The 15038-nt window shown below is 64.3% G+C and carries 15 protein-coding genes; 4 read left to right on the forward strand and 11 right to left on the reverse strand.

The features are described 5' to 3' along the window. Positions 1-95: 95 nt before the first annotated feature. Both ASE85_RS08320 and ASE85_RS08325 read right to left on the reverse strand, forming a co-directional pair. Positions 96-554, reverse strand: a complete 459-nt coding sequence (locus ASE85_RS08320) for a low molecular weight protein-tyrosine-phosphatase (protein ID WP_056686516.1) — start codon at positions 552-554, stop codon at positions 96-98. After that, the gene (locus ASE85_RS08325) at positions 554-2002 is read right to left on the reverse strand and encodes a helicase HerA domain-containing protein (protein ID WP_056686519.1); all 1449 of its coding nucleotides are present in this window, start codon (positions 2000-2002) and stop codon (positions 554-556) included. Before ASE85_RS08325 ends, ASE85_RS08320 begins: the two co-directional genes overlap by 1 nt. 106 nt (positions 2003-2108) lie before the next feature. Between ASE85_RS08325 and ASE85_RS08330 the strand changes: the two genes are divergently transcribed. Both ASE85_RS08330 and ppc read left to right on the forward strand, forming a co-directional pair. Beyond that, the gene (locus ASE85_RS08330; RefSeq protein WP_056686522.1) at positions 2109-2546 is read left to right on the forward strand and encodes a c-type cytochrome; all 438 of its coding nucleotides are present in this window, start codon (positions 2109-2111) and stop codon (positions 2544-2546) included. A 72-nt stretch (positions 2547-2618) separates the two neighbouring features. Continuing rightward, entirely contained in the window at positions 2619-5321 is a 2703-nt protein-coding gene (gene ppc / locus ASE85_RS08335; protein ID WP_056686525.1) for a phosphoenolpyruvate carboxylase, read from the forward strand. Positions 5322-5476: 155 nt separating this feature from the next. Here the strand turns inward: ppc and ASE85_RS08340 are convergent, their stop codons facing one another. Further along, a complete protein-coding gene (locus ASE85_RS08340) occupies positions 5477-5887 on the reverse strand; it encodes a DUF1489 family protein (protein ID WP_056686694.1) in 411 nt (136 codons plus the stop codon). A gap of 44 nt (positions 5888-5931) precedes the next feature. Further along, complete coding sequence (gene mgtE, locus ASE85_RS08345) at positions 5932-7368, reverse strand: magnesium transporter (RefSeq protein ID WP_056686529.1); 1437 nt, start codon at positions 7366-7368, stop codon at positions 5932-5934. Positions 7369-7536: 168 nt separating this feature from the next. Between mgtE and ASE85_RS08350 the strand changes: the two genes are divergently transcribed. Continuing rightward, the gene (locus ASE85_RS08350) at positions 7537-7989 is read left to right on the forward strand and encodes a peptidylprolyl isomerase (protein ID WP_056686531.1); all 453 of its coding nucleotides are present in this window, start codon (positions 7537-7539) and stop codon (positions 7987-7989) included. An 85-nt stretch (positions 7990-8074) separates the two neighbouring features. Here ASE85_RS08350 and ASE85_RS08355 read toward each other — a convergent pair whose 3' ends face one another. Together ASE85_RS08355 and ASE85_RS08360 are read right to left on the reverse strand one after the other, a co-directional pair. After that, entirely contained in the window at positions 8075-8758 is a 684-nt protein-coding gene (locus ASE85_RS08355; RefSeq protein ID WP_056686534.1) for a hypothetical protein, read from the reverse strand. Then, positions 8758-9495, reverse strand: a complete 738-nt coding sequence (locus ASE85_RS08360) for a hypothetical protein (RefSeq protein WP_056686537.1) — start codon at positions 9493-9495, stop codon at positions 8758-8760. Before ASE85_RS08360 ends, ASE85_RS08355 begins: the two co-directional genes overlap by 1 nt. 314 nt (positions 9496-9809) lie before the next feature. Between ASE85_RS08360 and ASE85_RS08365 the strand changes: the two genes are divergently transcribed. After that, the gene (locus tag ASE85_RS08365) at positions 9810-10364 is read left to right on the forward strand and encodes an outer membrane protein (RefSeq protein WP_056686540.1); all 555 of its coding nucleotides are present in this window, start codon (positions 9810-9812) and stop codon (positions 10362-10364) included. Positions 10365-10602: 238 nt separating this feature from the next. On the opposite strand, the gene ASE85_RS22935 is transcribed toward ASE85_RS08365, so the two are convergent. The 5 genes from ASE85_RS22935 to ASE85_RS08385 all read right to left on the reverse strand — a co-directional run bounded on the left by ASE85_RS22935 (position 10603) and on the right by ASE85_RS08385 (position 14987). Further along, positions 10603-11256 (reverse strand): hypothetical protein, encoded by a 654-nt coding sequence (locus tag ASE85_RS22935; RefSeq protein WP_156358260.1) that lies wholly within the window; start codon positions 11254-11256, stop codon positions 10603-10605. An 88-nt stretch (positions 11257-11344) separates the two neighbouring features. Beyond that, entirely contained in the window at positions 11345-12748 is a 1404-nt protein-coding gene (locus tag ASE85_RS08370) for a UdgX family uracil-DNA binding protein (RefSeq protein WP_056686543.1), read from the reverse strand. A 28-nt stretch (positions 12749-12776) separates the two neighbouring features. Continuing rightward, positions 12777-13247 (reverse strand): hemerythrin domain-containing protein, encoded by a 471-nt coding sequence (locus ASE85_RS08375; RefSeq protein ID WP_056686546.1) that lies wholly within the window; start codon positions 13245-13247, stop codon positions 12777-12779. A gap of 59 nt (positions 13248-13306) precedes the next feature. After that, on the reverse strand, positions 13307-13669 hold the full coding sequence (locus ASE85_RS08380) for a hypothetical protein (protein WP_235523412.1): 363 nt from the start codon (positions 13667-13669) through the stop codon (positions 13307-13309). Positions 13670-13742: 73 nt separating this feature from the next. After that, complete coding sequence (locus ASE85_RS08385) at positions 13743-14987, reverse strand: putative DNA modification/repair radical SAM protein (RefSeq protein ID WP_056686548.1); 1245 nt, start codon at positions 14985-14987, stop codon at positions 13743-13745. Between the last annotated feature and the right edge of the window lie 51 nt (positions 14988-15038).

Here is a 15038-nt window from a genome sequence, read left to right on the forward strand (position 1 = left end):
CTACTCGATACGACAAGATCGCCGCCAACTTCCTTGGCTTCATCAAGCTCGCCAGCATCATGCTATGGCTCAAATGATTAAATCGTCACTACAGCCTAAAGGCCCGCGACGGTCGCTTTAGCCGCGCGGATGACATCGTCCCAGGCCCGATCGAACCCGGCATCGTCGCCATAATAGGGATCGACCACGCCCGTCCCCTCGCGCCCCGGCACCATGTCCATCAACAGACGCAACTCCGCCGTGCCGTCCGACGGGCGGATGCGCCGCAGATTCTTCAGATTCTCCGCGTCCAGCGCGAAGATATGGGTGAAGCGGTGGAAATCCTCCGCTGTGACCTGCCGGCCGGCATAGCCGCCGATGTCGATGCCATGCCGCCGCGCCACCGCCTGCGCGCGCGGATCGGGCGCATCGCCGACATGCCAGTCGCCGGTCCCGGCCGAATCCACAACGATATCGACACCGGCCTTATCCGCCTCCACCCGGAGCGCCGCTTCGGCCAGCGGCGACCGGCAGATATTGCCGAGGCAGACGAAAAGAACGCAAGGCGTGCCCATCAGTCCGCCGCCGCCGTGGAGAGGCCAAGGCCCGGCACGCCGATCGAGCGCTTGCCCGAAAAATCGGTGCGGGCGACGATGACGCCCAATTTCTCCATATAGTCGATCAGCCGCCGCACCCGCCCCGGCGAACTGGTGCCATAGGCGCGGCCCAGCAGCGCGTCGTCCGGGCAAGGCCGCCCGTCCAGCGCGGCACGGGCGATCAGCAGGAAAGGGGCCAGCATATCCTCCGGCACCGGCTCCGCCGCGCGGATCGCATCCTGCCAGCGCACATCGTCGGCATCGGCCATTCCCGCCTGCGCCATGGCGAAGCGCTTGCGGAAGGCGGGAAGGTCGAGCGGCGATCGCTTCAGTCCCTTCATCCGGCAACGCACGCCGAAATCCTGATAGAGCGCCGCCACGCTGGGCGCGGCATCGCCCAGATCCGCGACGATATCCTCCAGCACGGCGATGACGACCGGCTCATTCTCGCCGAAATCCAGTTCGGGCGCGGCGGGCTTGGCGGATGGCGTGTCGGCCAGCGCGCGCATGATCTCCTCTGCCGGGCGAGCGGTCGGCTCAGGGCGCGGCGGGGGCGGCGGCAGCGCCTCTTCCTCGGCCTTGGCGAACAGCATTTCCTGAAAATCCCCGCCGGTCGTGACGGGCGGCGGCATCAGCTTGTGCGTGCCGCCGCGCGTACCGGTCTTCACCGTGCCGATCTTCACCGCCACCGGCCGCCGCGCGATCGCGGGGCCAAGGCCCAGAAAGCGCCCGCGCTCCAGATCGCGAATCTGCTCCGCCTGCCGCCGCTCCATGCCCAGCAGGTCGGCGGCGCGCGCCATGTCGATGTCGAGGAAGGTGCGCCCCATCAGGAAGTTGGACGCTTCGGCCGCGACATTCTTGGCCAGCTTGGCGAGGCGCTGGGTCGCGATCACGCCGGCCAGCCCGCGCTTGCGGCCACGGCACATCAAATTGGTCATGGCAGCGAGGCTCAGCCGCCGCGCCTCGTCCGATACATCGCCGGCGGAGACGGGGGCGAACATCTGCGCCTCGTCCACCACCACCAATGCGGGATACCAATGGTCGCGCGGCGCATCGAACAGGGTCGACAGGAAGGACGCGGCGCATTTCATCTGCGCCTCCAGTTCCAGCGATTCGAGGCTGAGGACGACGGACGCGCGATGTTCGCGGATGCGGCTCGCCATCTTCACGATCTCGCGCTCATTATAGTCGCCCGCGTCGATCACCACATGGCCATATTGATCGGCCAGCGTGACGAAATCGCCCTCCGGGTCGATCACCACCTGCTGCACCATCGGCGCGCTTTCCTCCAGCAGGCGGCGCAGGAGGTGCGATTTGCCCGACCCCGAATTGCCCTGGACGAGCAGACGGGTGGCGAGCAATTCCTCGACATCGACCAGCACGTCCTTGCCGTGATGGTCGGTTCCTATGCTGATGCTGGCGGTCACAGCATGCCTTTGGCCCAAGGGAGCGGTGGAGCGCAAGGGCACTCATGGATTGCCGAGACAATCGGTCCGCTGGGCCTTGCCCCGTTGCCTGCGCTAAGGCGTCACCATGCAGAGGCTATTTCATTGTGCCGCAGCGGCAATCCTGCTGCTCTCGGCTTGCGGCGACGATCGGCGGGAAGAACGATTGCGCGCGGTCGGCCCCAATCCTTCGCTGGACGCGCTGCTCAAGGTTGCGGATGCGGACGCCGGCGCGCGCAAGTTTGGCGTCTGTGCCGGCTGTCACAAGGCAAGCAAGGGGGCGCCCGATATTGGCGGACCCAATCTCTATGGCGTTTTCGGTCAACCCATGGGACAGCTTAGCAGCCGTTTCGGCTATACGGCGGCATTGGTCGAAGCCGGCGGGCGATGGGATGCACCGACGCTGGACGCCTGGATCGCCAATCCGCGCGCTTTGGTGCCCGGTACCAACATGCAGTTTGTCGGCATCAGCGATCCGCTCGACCGGGCGGACATCATCGCCTTTCTGAAACGACAGACGGACTGATACCGGCCGACCGATAAATATCCACGCTGGTGCCTTGACCATCGACATGTTGCGGTGCAGCATCATCCTGTCATGGAGAGCAACACAACCCCGCCCGCAGCCCCTGCGATCACGCAGAATCCCGACATTCGCTATCTGGGGCGGCTGCTCGGCGACGTCATCCGGGCCTATGGCGGGGACAAGCTCTACAAGCAGACCGAATATATCCGCTCCGCCTCGGTCGACCGGGCGCGGGGTTTGCAGGGCGCGGACCTGACGGACACGGGGCTGGATGCGCTCAGCCTGGACGACACGCTGAATTTCACCCGTGGTTTCATGCTCTTCTCGATGCTCGCCAATCTGGCCGAGGACCGGCAGGGCGTGGCGGCCGAACCGGGCGCGGACGTCGCCTCCGCCGTCGAGCGGCTCGCCGCCCATGGCGTCGACCGCAGCGCGGTGCTGGACCTGCTGTCCCACGCCCTGATCGTCCCCGTCCTCACCGCCCACCCGACCGAGGTGCGGCGCAAGAGCATGATCGACCACAAGAATCGCATCGCCGACCTGATGCACCTCAAGGATGCGGGGCGGACAGAGACCGACGAGGGCGAGAATCTGGACGAGGCGATCTTCCGCCAGATCGCGCTGCTGTGGCAGACGCGCCCGCTGCGCCGCGAAAAATTGTTCGTGCAGGATGAGATCGACAATGTCCTGACCTATTTCCGCGACATCTTCCTGCCGGTGCTGCCCGCCCTTTATGCGCGCTGGGAACGGGTGCTGGGCGCGCGGCCGCACAGCTTCCTGCGCGTGGGCAACTGGATCGGCGGCGACCGGGACGGCAATCCCTTCGTGCAGGCAGGCCAGTTGCGGTCGGCGCTGGGGCGCGGCTGCGACGCGGCGCTGGCCTTCTACATGGACGGCATCCATGGACTGGGCGCAGAACTGTCGCTCTCGACCGAACTCGCCCATGTGCCGCAGGCGGTGCTGGATCTGGCGGAAGCCAGCGGCGACGCATCGCCCAGCCGGCAGGACGAACCCTATCGCCGCGCGCTGTCGGGCATCTATGCCCGGCTCGCCGCCACCTATGTGGCCCTGGTGGGGAAGGCGCCGCCGCGCCCCTCCGCGCTCAAGGGGGAGGCCTATGCCGCCCCGACCGACCTGCGCCATGATCTGGTGCTGGTGGCGCAGGGGCTGGCCAGCGAGGGTGACGGGGCATTGTCGACCGGCGGCGCGCTCGGCCGATTGATCCGCGCGGTCGAAACCTTCGGCTTCCACCTCGCGACGCTCGACATGCGCCAGAACAGCGCCGTGCATGAGCGGGTCGTGGCCGAATTGCTCAAGCAAGCGGGGGTCGAGGCCGACTATCTCGCGCTCGACGAATATGCGCGCATCGCGCTGCTCCGCCGGGAACTGGCGAACAACCGGCCGCTCGGCGGGCGCTTCACCGATTATTCGGAGGAGACGACGTCCGAACTGGCGATCGTCCATGCAGCGGCGGACGCGCATCGCACCTACGGCCCGCAGAGCATCACCCATTATATCATTTCCAAGGCCGAAAGCGTGTCGGACCTGCTGGAAGTGAACATCCTGCTCAAGGAAGCGGGTCTGTGGCAGGCGGGGGCCGACGGCGCGCCGCCGCAGGCCGCGATCATGTCCATCCCGCTGTTTGAAACCATCGCCGACCTTGAAGCCGCGCCCAGCATCATGACCGCCTATTTCGGCCTGCCCGAAATCGCCGGCGTGGTGAAGGCGCGGGGCCATCAGGAAGTCATGATCGGCTATTCCGACAGCAACAAGGATGGCGGCTACATCACCTCCACCTGGAGCCTCTACAAGGCCAGCCTGGCGCTGGAGCCGGTCTTCGCGGATGCCGGCGCGGCGATGCAGTTGTTCCACGGGCGCGGCGGCGCGGTCGGGCGCGGTGGCGGTTCCGCCTTCAGGGCGATTCAGGCCCAGCCCAAGGGCAGCGTGCAGGGCCGCATCCGCATCACCGAACAGGGCGAGGTGATCGCCGCCAAGTTCGGCACGCGCGATGTCGCCATGACCAATCTGGAAGCGATGACCAGCGCCACCCTGCTCGCCAGTCTGGAGCCGGAGGGGATTTCGGACCGCGATGCCGCCCGTTTCGCAGGCGCGATGGACGAACTGTCCAAAAACGCCTTCGCCGCCTATCGCGACCTCGTCTACGGCACGGACGGCTTCAAGGAGTTCTTCCGCCAGCTAACCCCGATTCAGGAGATATCGGGTCTCAAGATCGGATCGCGCCCCGCCAGCCGGACCAAGAGCAACGCGATCGAGGATCTGCGCGCCATCCCCTGGGTGTTCAGCTGGGCGCAGGCGCGCGTCATGCTGCCGGGCTGGTATGGCGTGGGGCAGGCGCTGTCTGCGTTCGAGGACAAGGCGCTGCTGGCCGATATGGGGCAGCATTGGTCATTCCTCCAGTCCGCGCTCGCCAATCTGGAGATGGTGCTGGCCAAGTCGGACCTGGGCATCGCCGCGCGCTACCTCCCGCTGGTCGAGGATCAGGCGGCGGGCGACGCGATTTTCGGCCGCATTCGTGAAGGCTGGCAGCAGGCGCATGACGGCCTGCTCGCCGCCACCGGCCAGTCGCGCCTGCTGGAAAAGAACCCGGCGCTCGACGAATCCATCCGGCTGCGCCTGCCCTATATCGAGCCGTTGAACCTGTTGCAGGTCGAACTGCTGAAACGCCATCGCGCGGGCGAGGATGATCCGCGCATCAAGGAAGGGATCGAACTGTCGATCAACGCGATCGCCACGGCGCTGCGCAATAGCGGCTAGAGCGCGCTGCGTTAAATTCGACGCAGGTCGCGCGCTCTAGTTTTTTGTTTTCGCATCATTTTAAGCGAAAAACCGGTGCCCACTTTTTCGCACGATGCTCTAAATCATCGTCACCCCGGCCTTAATCCGGGGTGACATCGTGGTTGGACGGTTCGTCAAACCAGCCCCAATTTCGTCAATTCCCCCAGCATCGCGGGCGGCATCGCATCCAGATCGTCGGCCTCGCCTCCGTCCAGATCGGCGGGCGCGTCCTTGTCCTCCAGATAGCGCCAGCCCTGATGCGCGCGCTTGGGCTTGGCCCGCACCGGGATCAGGCGCGGTTCCAGCCTGATCCAGTACCGCCCCTGTCCCGTTTCCTCGAACCCGATGATCGGGCTGCGGCCGACCAGCATATGGCCGTGAATCCAGTAGAGCGATCCGCCCGCCATCTCCTCCACCCGCTTGGGCAGGTAGCGGGTGCTGGTCCGCGCCTCTCCTCCGTCTACACCCGCATGGCTTTCCAGCCAGGCGCGCAGGGTAGCGGGGCTTTCGGCGCCAAAGGCGATCTTGGTCATATGCAGCGACATCGGCAGACAGATGGGCGGTCGCACCGGATGGATCAATGCCTGGATCAGGTCAGAAAGATCGTCGCCAGCCCCAAAAATGTCAAAAAGCCCAGTGAATCCGTCATCATCGTCACGAACACCGCCGAGGATACGGCCGGATCGACATTGCTGCGGTCGAGCGTCACCGGAATGAGCACGCCCGCCAGCCCCGCCACCATATTGTTGATAAGGATGGCTGTGGCGAAGACCAGCGACAGGCCCAACTGCCCGTAAATCAGATAGGAGCCGATCCCGATCAGGACGCCCAGCACCGATCCGTTGGTGGCGGCGATGCGAAATTCCCGCCCGATGATGCGCAACGTGTTGGAACTGGTGACCTGATTGGTGGCGATGGCGCGCACCATCACCGCCAGCGTCTGCGTCCCCGCATTGCCGCCCATGCCCGACACGATACCCATCAGCGCGGCCAGCAGCGCCAGATGCTCGATCGTGTTCTCGAACAACCCTACGACCGACGCGGCGATCATCGCCGTCCCCAGATTGACGACGAGCCAGACCAGACGGGTCCGCACGGTCATCAAAACAGGCTGGTTGATGTCGCCTTCGCCCGCACCCGACAGGCGCAGGATATCCTCGCCCGCTTCTTCCGAAATGATGTGGACCACGTCATCGACGGTGATCATGCCGACCAGCCGCCCCGCCGTATCGACCACGGCGGCGGAGATCAGCGCATATTTCTGGAAGCGCAGCGCGACTTCTTCCTGATCCATGTCGACCGGGATCAGCGTCTGTTCGCGCTTCATCAGGTCGACCATGGATATGGCGCGCGGGCAGGTGAGTATCCAGCTGAGCTGGCAATAGCCGATCGGCCGATGCGCCGCATCGACCACATAGATTTCCCAGAAATCGCGGGTCAGGTCGGCATTGTCGCGCAGATAGTCGATCACCTGGCCGACCGTCATATGTTCGGGCACCGCGACCAGATCGCGCTGCATCAGGCGGCCGGCGGATTCTTCCGGGTAGGACAAGGCGGATTCGATCGCGGCGCGATCTTCCGGCTCCATCGCCTCCAGCACGGCCTGCTGGTCGGCCTCCTCCATATCCTCGATGATGGCGACGGCGTCGTCGGTATCGAGTTCGGCGGCGAATTCCGCGACCTGACGGGGCAGCAACGCCCCGATCAGGTCGTCGCGGACATAGTCGTTCAGCTCGGACAGAACTTCCGCGCCGACCAGATCGCCCAGCGCGGCCGCAACATCGGCGCGCCGGTCCGACGGCGTGAGTTCCAGAAGGTCGGCAATGTCGGCCGGGTGCAGCGGCGATACCAGCTCGCGCGCCGTCTCGCTGTCGCCATCCTCCACCGCGTCGAGCACGGCGGACAGAAATTCAGGTTTCAGCCGGTCATCCTCGTCCAGACCGGTTTCGGCCTGTTCCAGGATGACGTCTTCGTCAGTCTCGTCCCCATGCAACAGGGGTTCGGCTGGATCGCCGCGCTCGCTCATGGCGCCCCCTACTGTCCGGTTCCTGTAACATCGGGCTGCTTTCGCTGATGCACCAACGAATTGCAATGGGGGTCAGGCCCGTTGGCCGTCTTCTCCACAAGAAACTTCCATCCCTTTTTGAAGCCTCTATATGGGGGCATCACGCCTTCAACCACGAGAGGAAGCCTCATGGCCGACGATACCCTTACCCTTACCCTCGACAGCGGCGGCGACGTCGTCATCAAGTTGCGCCCCGACCTTGCCCCCGGCCATGTCGAGCGCATCACGACGCTGGCCAAGGACGGCTTTTATGACGGCGTGGTGTTCCACCGCGTCATCCCCGGCTTCATGGCGCAGGGCGGCGATCCGACCGGCACCGGCATGGGCGGGTCGAAGCTGCCCGACATCAAGGCGGAATTCAGCCGGCAGCCGCACGTCCGCGGCGTCTGCTCGATGGCCCGTTCGTCCAACCCGAACAGCGCCAACAGCCAGTTCTTCATCTGCTTCGACGACGCCACCTTCCTCGACGGCCAGTACACCGCATGGGGCGAAGTGACGTCGGGTATGGAGCATGTCGACGCCCTGCCCAAGGGCGAGCCGCCGCGCACGCCGGGCAAGATCGTCAAGGCGACCGTTGCCTGAAAGCGCGGCCTGAACTGACACAGAAAGGGCGCCCGGTTCAACGACCGGGCGCCCTTTTCGCGTCGCCTGCCGATCATGGCCGGCGTCAGCGTTTCTTCGCCATGCCGTCCGTCATCGAAATTGCCTGGGCCGGTTCCGTGCCGGGGACGTCCGGCGAGGGGACATAGGTGCCGATCGACACGATGTGCCAGCGCCGCTCCGCCGCCTTGTCCTCCGGTGCATCCTCGACCCGGCGCAGCACCACCTGCCGCAACATATGCCAGGGCTTGCCGTTCGCGGCGATACGGCCATAGACCTGCACCGGGACGGTCACCTGCGTCGCGGTGCCATCCGGCGCAGTCACCGGCTCGGACGGCGCGCCGATATGGGCGTGAATCTCGCTGAAGCCCCGGAAGCGCGCCGCGAAATGGGCGTCATCCTGCGATCCGATCGCGCCGCTCTGGTCCCAGAGATCCTGCGCGTCGACGAAGCGCTTTTCCTCCAGCAGGCCATAATAGCCCTGCACCACCTGTGCTGCGCCTTGTGCGCTGTCGGGAGTGATGGACCCTTCCACGACCGGTTCGGGGTCGATCGGCAGGCCGCCGGGCGTACCCGGCTCCGGCGGATTCAGCGGTTCCATCAGCGCCATGGCCTCGGACCGCACATTGTTACCCAATTGCGCGGCATTGGCGCCATTGGCCAGATTGTCGATCGCGCTCTCCTCCCGCCCGTCGCAGGCCGCGACGAACAGGAGGGGCAGCAGAAATATGGTCGTCTTGACAGCCCGCATCAGTCAGGACGTACCCGTGCCGACGGCTCGCGTCCACCACCGGATCGTGCCGGTCCGCTCCAACTGCGCTGTGGGCGCGGCTGGCTCATCTGCGGACGGCTTGGCCGGGGTTGCGGCCGGGCCTGCGGCTGGCGCAGACCCGGCTGCGGCGTCGGGCGCGCGCCGTCTCTCGCACCATCATTGCCGCGCCAGCGGTTGCGGTCGCCACCCTGGCCCGGATTGCGATCCCGGCCCCAGTTGCGGTCGCGCGCCCAATCGCCGGGGCTGCGGTCGCGTCCCCAGTTGCGGTCGGGCCTGTTGCCGTCGGGTGTGTTCGTGCCCTGTGGCGGGCGCGGCGGCCTTACCCCATTGCCCGGCCGGCCATCGCGATCCCGATCCCGCCAGTTACCGTCACGGTCCCGGTCACGCCAGCGATCACCGTCCCGGCGATCGCCCCGTCGGCCTTCCCAATAGCGGCGCTGGCCATCATTCCAGCGGTGACGCCGGCCGCCGCGATCATAGACGTAATAGCCGTTGCCCGGATAATAATAATTGTCATACCAGCCGCTATAGAGGCCGGGCTGATAATAGCCCGACGGACCATAATAGCCGTCACCATAATAGCCACCGCCACCATAATAGCCGGTGCCCACATTCACGCCGCCATAGCCATAACCATCGTCATAGGCGCAGCCGCCCAATGCCAGCGCACCTGCCAGCCCGATCACAGCCAGAAACCGATGTCGGATGCCCGTCATCGTCCTTCTCCTCATCATCATCTTCTGTCAGGCGTAACGCGGCCCGCTTGAATTGGTTGTGAATGGATTAATCTTTCTCCGCCAGCGTTTATCGCAGGTTCAGAAAACGGCCCTTCCGTTCATCCAAATGACAGAAAGCGTGGTCTTTCCGTCACATAATCGCCCTTCGGCGCGCTTTTCGGAATCATTCAGGAAACCTTCCGCCGGGGCCGGCGATTATTCCCCTTGTCGATGGCAGCCGCTTTGAGCGCTCGCATCGACCCGGCGGGTCCACACCGCCGCACATAATCCACAACCGATAAAGGGTCACACCCATGAAGACACTGCTTTTTTCGGCAGCCGCTGCCGCTTTCCTGTTGCCCGCCGCTGCGATGGCCCAGGACGATTCCGGTTCTACCCGTCGCATCGAACCCTATGTCGGCGTCATGGGCGGCGTGCATAATTTCGACAGCGAAACCGGCAAGGAAGGCATCCCGCCCGTCGGCTACAAGGGCCGCATGGTCGAAGGCGTCGCCGGCGTGAACTACAACGTCGCCGGTCCCATCGTCGTCGGCGTGGAAGGCACCGCATCCAAGGGCGTGTCGGGTGACATCGATTGGGAATATGGCGTGGCGGGCCGCGCCGGCGTGAAGGCGGGCAAGGACAGCCTGATCTTCGGCAAGGTCGGTTACAAGTGGGTCAATTTCGACGCGCTCGGCCCCAACAGCCCTGACTTTCACGGCACCACCTATGGCGCCGGCGTCGAACTGTCGCCCGCCGACATGGGCGGATCGGCCCAGAGCAGCAACATCCGTCTGCGCGTTCAGGCCGACACGATGGGCAATTTCCGCTCGATCCGCCCGATGGCCGGCGTCGTCGCGAAGTTCTGATCTATAACGGTTAGACAGGGGCGGGTCCGCGCGATCCGCCCCGTCGTTCGGTCAATTTCCTGTGCCTTTTGATGCAGGAGTTGGGGGTGCGGAACGGTTTCCAGGACTGCAACCGTTCCGCATTTCCACAGATTTTCGCGCGGGGTGCGTGTCTGAAAGCGACCATTTTTAGCCGGTCGCCGATGATTTACGCCACTCTGATAGCAGCCGTTCCCCCAGCACCAACGTAGCAACTATCTCAACGTGCGACCTTCGCGCCGCACTGCTTACCGCCTGCCGCTGCCACCAAATCAACAGCGCTGATGCCTCGTGATGCCATAATGATTCCGTCGTTATCAAGCTGTCCCCAGCTGTATTCATCAGCAGATGGGCGATCGACATCAGGGGGTGTCACCAACCACCATGCATCCTTCGCCCTGTAATGGATTGGCCGCATTAAGGTTTCGTAGTTCGAAGGCGTAAAACCATCTTCTGTATATGATTTATCGAGGGGCGACGCTATCGGCCACACGAGCTTCCCTTTACGATCATAAACGAGCTGATAATTCGATTCTTGCAGAGAATATTTCCCGTCACGTTCCATCTTTAGAAAAAGTAGGAATTGCTTAATGGCGGAGTTGAACCGGGTATGCAGTGATGTTCGAACATCGATATCGGAGGATTTGATTGATCCAGCAATCACCTGTTTGACTGCGAACCGAATTGAAACGGGCGATCTGATAATAATTTCGTCAGGCTTGCTCTCTACCGGCTGCCATCGATAGCGAGGGCTTGTCGCAATTAAAGCGACGTCGAAACATGACTTATCGGCTTCGACGGTTTCGGCACTCGCTGACGATATAGCTGTCACCGTCAATACAAGTGCCAAGCTATAGGTCCAGATTTTAGACATGCTGCTGAGAAGCCACGACGGCTTAATGTCGTCAAGATCGAAGTTTCACCCGAAACCGGCCTGTCGCCTACCCACCCATCCTGCAAGCTCACCCCCGCTTCACCCTTTCCGCCACCACGCGCAGATCGTCCACGAACCGCGCCTGTTCCGCCGCCTGCCTTTCCGCATCGGGCAGGCGCAGCAGATAGCTCGGATGCACCGTCACCCACCCTTCCGCGCCGTCCTTCAAAGCGATTGCCGAACCGCGCGTGCGGCTGATCGTCACCGCCTTGCCCAGCATCGCCCGCGCCGCGCTGGCGCCCAGCGCCACGATGATGCGCGGCCGGATCAACTCAATTTCCTGCCCCAGCCACCAGCGGCACGCCTCGATCTCGCCGGCGTCGGGCGACTGGTGCAGCCGCCGCTTGCCCTGACGCTCGAATTTGAAATGCTTGACCGCGTTGGTGACATAGGCGCGGGATCGGTCCACCCCCGCCTGCGCCAGCGCCCTGTCGAACAACTGCCCCGCCGGCCCGACGAAGGGACGCCCTGCCAGATCCTCCTGATCGCCCGGCTGCTCGCCGATGAACAGCAGCGGCGCGTCGAGCGGTCCCTCGCCGAACACCGTCTGCGTCGCGTCCCGGTGCAGCGCGCAGCGGGTGCAGCCCATGGCTTCCTGGCGGATCGTGGCCCAGACGGTGGCGATATCGCCCTGCCGCCTGGGCGCCTTTTCCGGCAGCGGCGCGGTCGCGATCATCGCGGCCTCACGCGCCTGCGCCCCGGCGATCAGGTCCGGGATCAGCGCCGCTTCGGGCAGGTTGCGCCAATATTTCTTCGGCATTTCGGACAGCATGGCCCCGGTCTTGAGCCGCGCCGGATTGAAGATCGCGGCGTAATAGCCCGTCCATAACGCTTCGACCGGATCGCCGTCGGGCGCATCGTTCCGCTGCGCGCCCAGTCCCTCGATGAGCGTCTCGCCATCCCAATGGATGCTGACGTCCGGCGTCAGGATCGACCAGCGCATCGCGGCGAAACGGCGCAGGAAAAAGCCCGCATTGGCGCGAACGATATGATGCTCCGGCTCGAACCAGGCGACGAATCGTTCGCCCCCCTCATCCGCCATTTCGCGAAAGCGCACGAAGGCGCGCATCTTGTGGATGTCGCGCCGCACCGCCTTGGCCAATATGTCGATCCGGCGGAGCAGCGGATCGGCCTTGTCCTCCATCAGCCCCGGCCGCCCGCGCAGCCGGCATAACAGGGCATAGAGCAAGGCGAACCGTTCAGGATCGCGATGCAGGCTGGCTTTCTGCGCCAGGTCGATAAAGGCGCGCGACACGGAAAATCCCGCGTCCGCCCGATCCGGCGGCAGGGGATCGCCGCCGAACAGGTCGCCCGGCGCTTCGCCCACCTGCCACAGGATATCCGCTGGATCGACGCCCGCCATCGCCAGCCGCCGCGCCGCCCCGCGCCAGCCGTCGAAGTCATCGTGCGCGGTCAGCGCGATGCGGTACATCGGGTTCCGTCACGCATCGGCGGGCGGATCAATTCTCCGCCTGCGCCCGCTCCAGTTCGGCCGGCTTGCGCTTCGCGAACAGCGCGCCCAGCTTCGCTTCCTCGGCCGCCGACAGCGCCTTCGCGGCGTCGGGGAACATCTCTTCCTCCTCCTCGTCGATATGGTGGAGGTAGCGCTTTTTCATCTCGGCGAATTTCTTCCGCCACGCCTCGCCATTGAATTTGAGGTCGTCCAGCTCTTCCAGATAATCGTCGATTTCCTTGTGCTCGGACACGCTGTGCTGCGCATCCTCGCGCAGGTCCGGCTGCGCCAGCATGGTGGCGTAAAGCGTCTCTTCCTCCGCTGCGGCATGAGCGGACACTTCGACCTTGAACTGCTCGAACAGCTTTTCCAGCCGCTCCTCGTCCTTCGCGCGCTCCGCCTCCGCCATCTTGTCGAACAATTGGCGATGGGTGTCGTGATCCTGTTTCAGGCGATCGAAAATGCTGGCGTCGGCCATGGTTCTTCCTCCTCGTGCGAGCAGGAAGAACGACGGTCGCCGCAATTGGCTCCGAAGGATCAGCCGAAGAAGAAGCGGAAGATGATCGCGACCGGAATCCACAGCAGGGCGCCGACGATGCTGGCGCCCCAAAGCTGCAACATGTCGCGGCGAAAGCGCAGCGCAAGGCCATGGTGCGACAGGCCGCCCTGCTCCAGCATCTGCCAGCGCCGTTCCAGCCCGCGCGCGGCGATGCCATAGCCGCCGATCGCGACGATGATGCCCAAGTGCAGGACGAGCGAGCCGCCCATCTTGGCGACGATGAAGATCTGGGCAAGGCAGAAGACGACCAGGGCAGCCGCCAGGTGCGTACTGATGCGCTTGGCGAAGCCTTTGCCCAGTGAACCCTTACCCTGCGTGCGATTGCCGATTGCGGTCGCCAAGACCCCATTCTCCTTTTTTGACCCTGGCGACAGAATTTCATGTGTAGCGCGATCGATCAACCCAAATTTACGCTTATGCGAACAAATCCAGTTGCTGCGCTGGCGGCGCGATATGCGCGCGCAGGTCCGCCCGGTCCGTCAGCGTGAGCGGCCGCCAGTCCGCCGCGATGAGGAACGGCCGCAATTTCTTGATGGACGTCGTAAGCCGCGCCACATCGTCCAGCCGCAACCGGCGGTGGCGTCGGCTCATCAGGATGCGATTGACCGCCTTCACCCCCAGCCCCGGCACCCGCAGCAAGGCTTCGCGCGGCGCGCGGTTGACGTCCACCGGGAAGGCGGCGCGATGGTTGAGCGCCCAGGCCAGCTTGGGGTCGATATCCAGCGGCAGGCAGCCGGTCGCCGCATCGGTCGCCGCCGCGATCTCCCGCGCATCATAGCCGTAGAAACGGATCATCCAGTCCGACTGGTACAGCCGATGCTCCCGCATCAACGGCGGGCGCTTCAATGGCAGCACCGCGCTGGGCGAAGGAATGGGCGAAAAGGCGCTGTAATAGACGCGGCGCAGCTTGTGCCGATCGTACAGGCTGCTCGCCCTGGCGATGATCGCCCGGTCGTCGGCCACGTCGGCGCCGACGATCATCTGCGTTGACTGGCCGGCGGGGGCGAAGCGGGGCGCGCTCTTATATTTGCGCCGCGCGTCATGCCCGTCCTCGATGCCGTTGCGCAGATGCCGCATCGCCCCTTCGATCCGCTTGCCGTCCTTTTCCGGCGCCAGCCGCTGCAAGCCCGCATCGGTCGGCAGTTCGACGTTGATCGACAGCCGATCGGCATACAGCCCCGCCTGCTGTAGCAATGCCGGGTCGGCGTCCGGGATCGTCTTCAAATGGATATAGCCGCGAAAATCATGATCCTCGCGCAGCGACCGGGCGACCTCGACCATCTGCTCCATCGTGTAATCGGACGATGCGATGATGCCGGAGGAGAGGAACAGCCCTTCGATATAATTGCGGCGGTAGAAGTTGAGCGTGAGTTCCACCACTTCCTGCGCGGTGAAGCGGGCGCGGCGCACATCGCTCGACCGGCGGTTGATGCAATAATGGCAGTCGAAGATGCAGCTATTGGTCAGCAGGATTTTCAACAACGATATGCAGCGTCCATCGGGCGCATAGGCATGACAAATGCCCATCCCCTCGGTCGATCCGATCCCCTTGCCATCGCGGCTGTCGCGCTTGGTCGTACCGGACGACGCGCAGGACGCATCATATTTGGCGGCATCGGCCAATATTTCGAGTTTCTGCCGGGTGGATAATTGCGCCATTCGTTCCTGATATGTTCGGGTCAACCCTCTGTCCACAACTTCGATCAAGGC

The organism is Sphingobium sp. Leaf26 (assembly GCF_001421665.1).
GTDB lineage: Bacteria > Pseudomonadota > Alphaproteobacteria > Sphingomonadales > Sphingomonadaceae > Sphingobium.

What these genes read in the sequence shown, in the direction of transcription:
- ASE85_RS08355 (WP_056686534.1), bottom strand. Translation starts at nt 8,758, where the DNA reads ATGCGGGCTGTCAAGACGACCATATTTCTGCTGCCCCTCCTGTTCGTC.
- ppc (WP_056686525.1), top strand. Translation starts at nt 2,619, where the DNA reads ATGGAGAGCAACACAACCCCGCCCGCAGCCCCTGCGATCACGCAGAAT.
- ASE85_RS08350 (WP_056686531.1), top strand. Translation starts at nt 7,537, where the DNA reads ATGGCCGACGATACCCTTACCCTTACCCTCGACAGCGGCGGCGACGTC.
- ASE85_RS08365 (WP_056686540.1), top strand. Translation starts at nt 9,810, where the DNA reads ATGAAGACACTGCTTTTTTCGGCAGCCGCTGCCGCTTTCCTGTTGCCC.
- ASE85_RS08330 (WP_056686522.1), top strand. Translation starts at nt 2,109, where the DNA reads ATGCAGAGGCTATTTCATTGTGCCGCAGCGGCAATCCTGCTGCTCTCG.
- ASE85_RS22935 (WP_156358260.1), bottom strand. Translation starts at nt 11,256, where the DNA reads ATGTCTAAAATCTGGACCTATAGCTTGGCACTTGTATTGACGGTGACA.
- ASE85_RS08360 (WP_056686537.1), bottom strand. Translation starts at nt 9,495, where the DNA reads ATGACGGGCATCCGACATCGGTTTCTGGCTGTGATCGGGCTGGCAGGT.
- ASE85_RS08340 (WP_056686694.1), bottom strand. Translation starts at nt 5,887, where the DNA reads ATGTCGCTGCATATGACCAAGATCGCCTTTGGCGCCGAAAGCCCCGCT.
- ASE85_RS08375 (WP_056686546.1), bottom strand. Translation starts at nt 13,247, where the DNA reads ATGGCCGACGCCAGCATTTTCGATCGCCTGAAACAGGATCACGACACC.
- ASE85_RS08370 (WP_056686543.1), bottom strand. Translation starts at nt 12,748, where the DNA reads ATGTACCGCATCGCGCTGACCGCGCACGATGACTTCGACGGCTGGCGC.
- ASE85_RS08320 (WP_056686516.1), bottom strand. Translation starts at nt 554, where the DNA reads ATGGGCACGCCTTGCGTTCTTTTCGTCTGCCTCGGCAATATCTGCCGG.
- ASE85_RS08385 (WP_056686548.1), bottom strand. Translation starts at nt 14,987, where the DNA reads ATGGCGCAATTATCCACCCGGCAGAAACTCGAAATATTGGCCGATGCC.
- mgtE (WP_056686529.1), bottom strand. Translation starts at nt 7,368, where the DNA reads ATGAGCGAGCGCGGCGATCCAGCCGAACCCCTGTTGCATGGGGACGAG.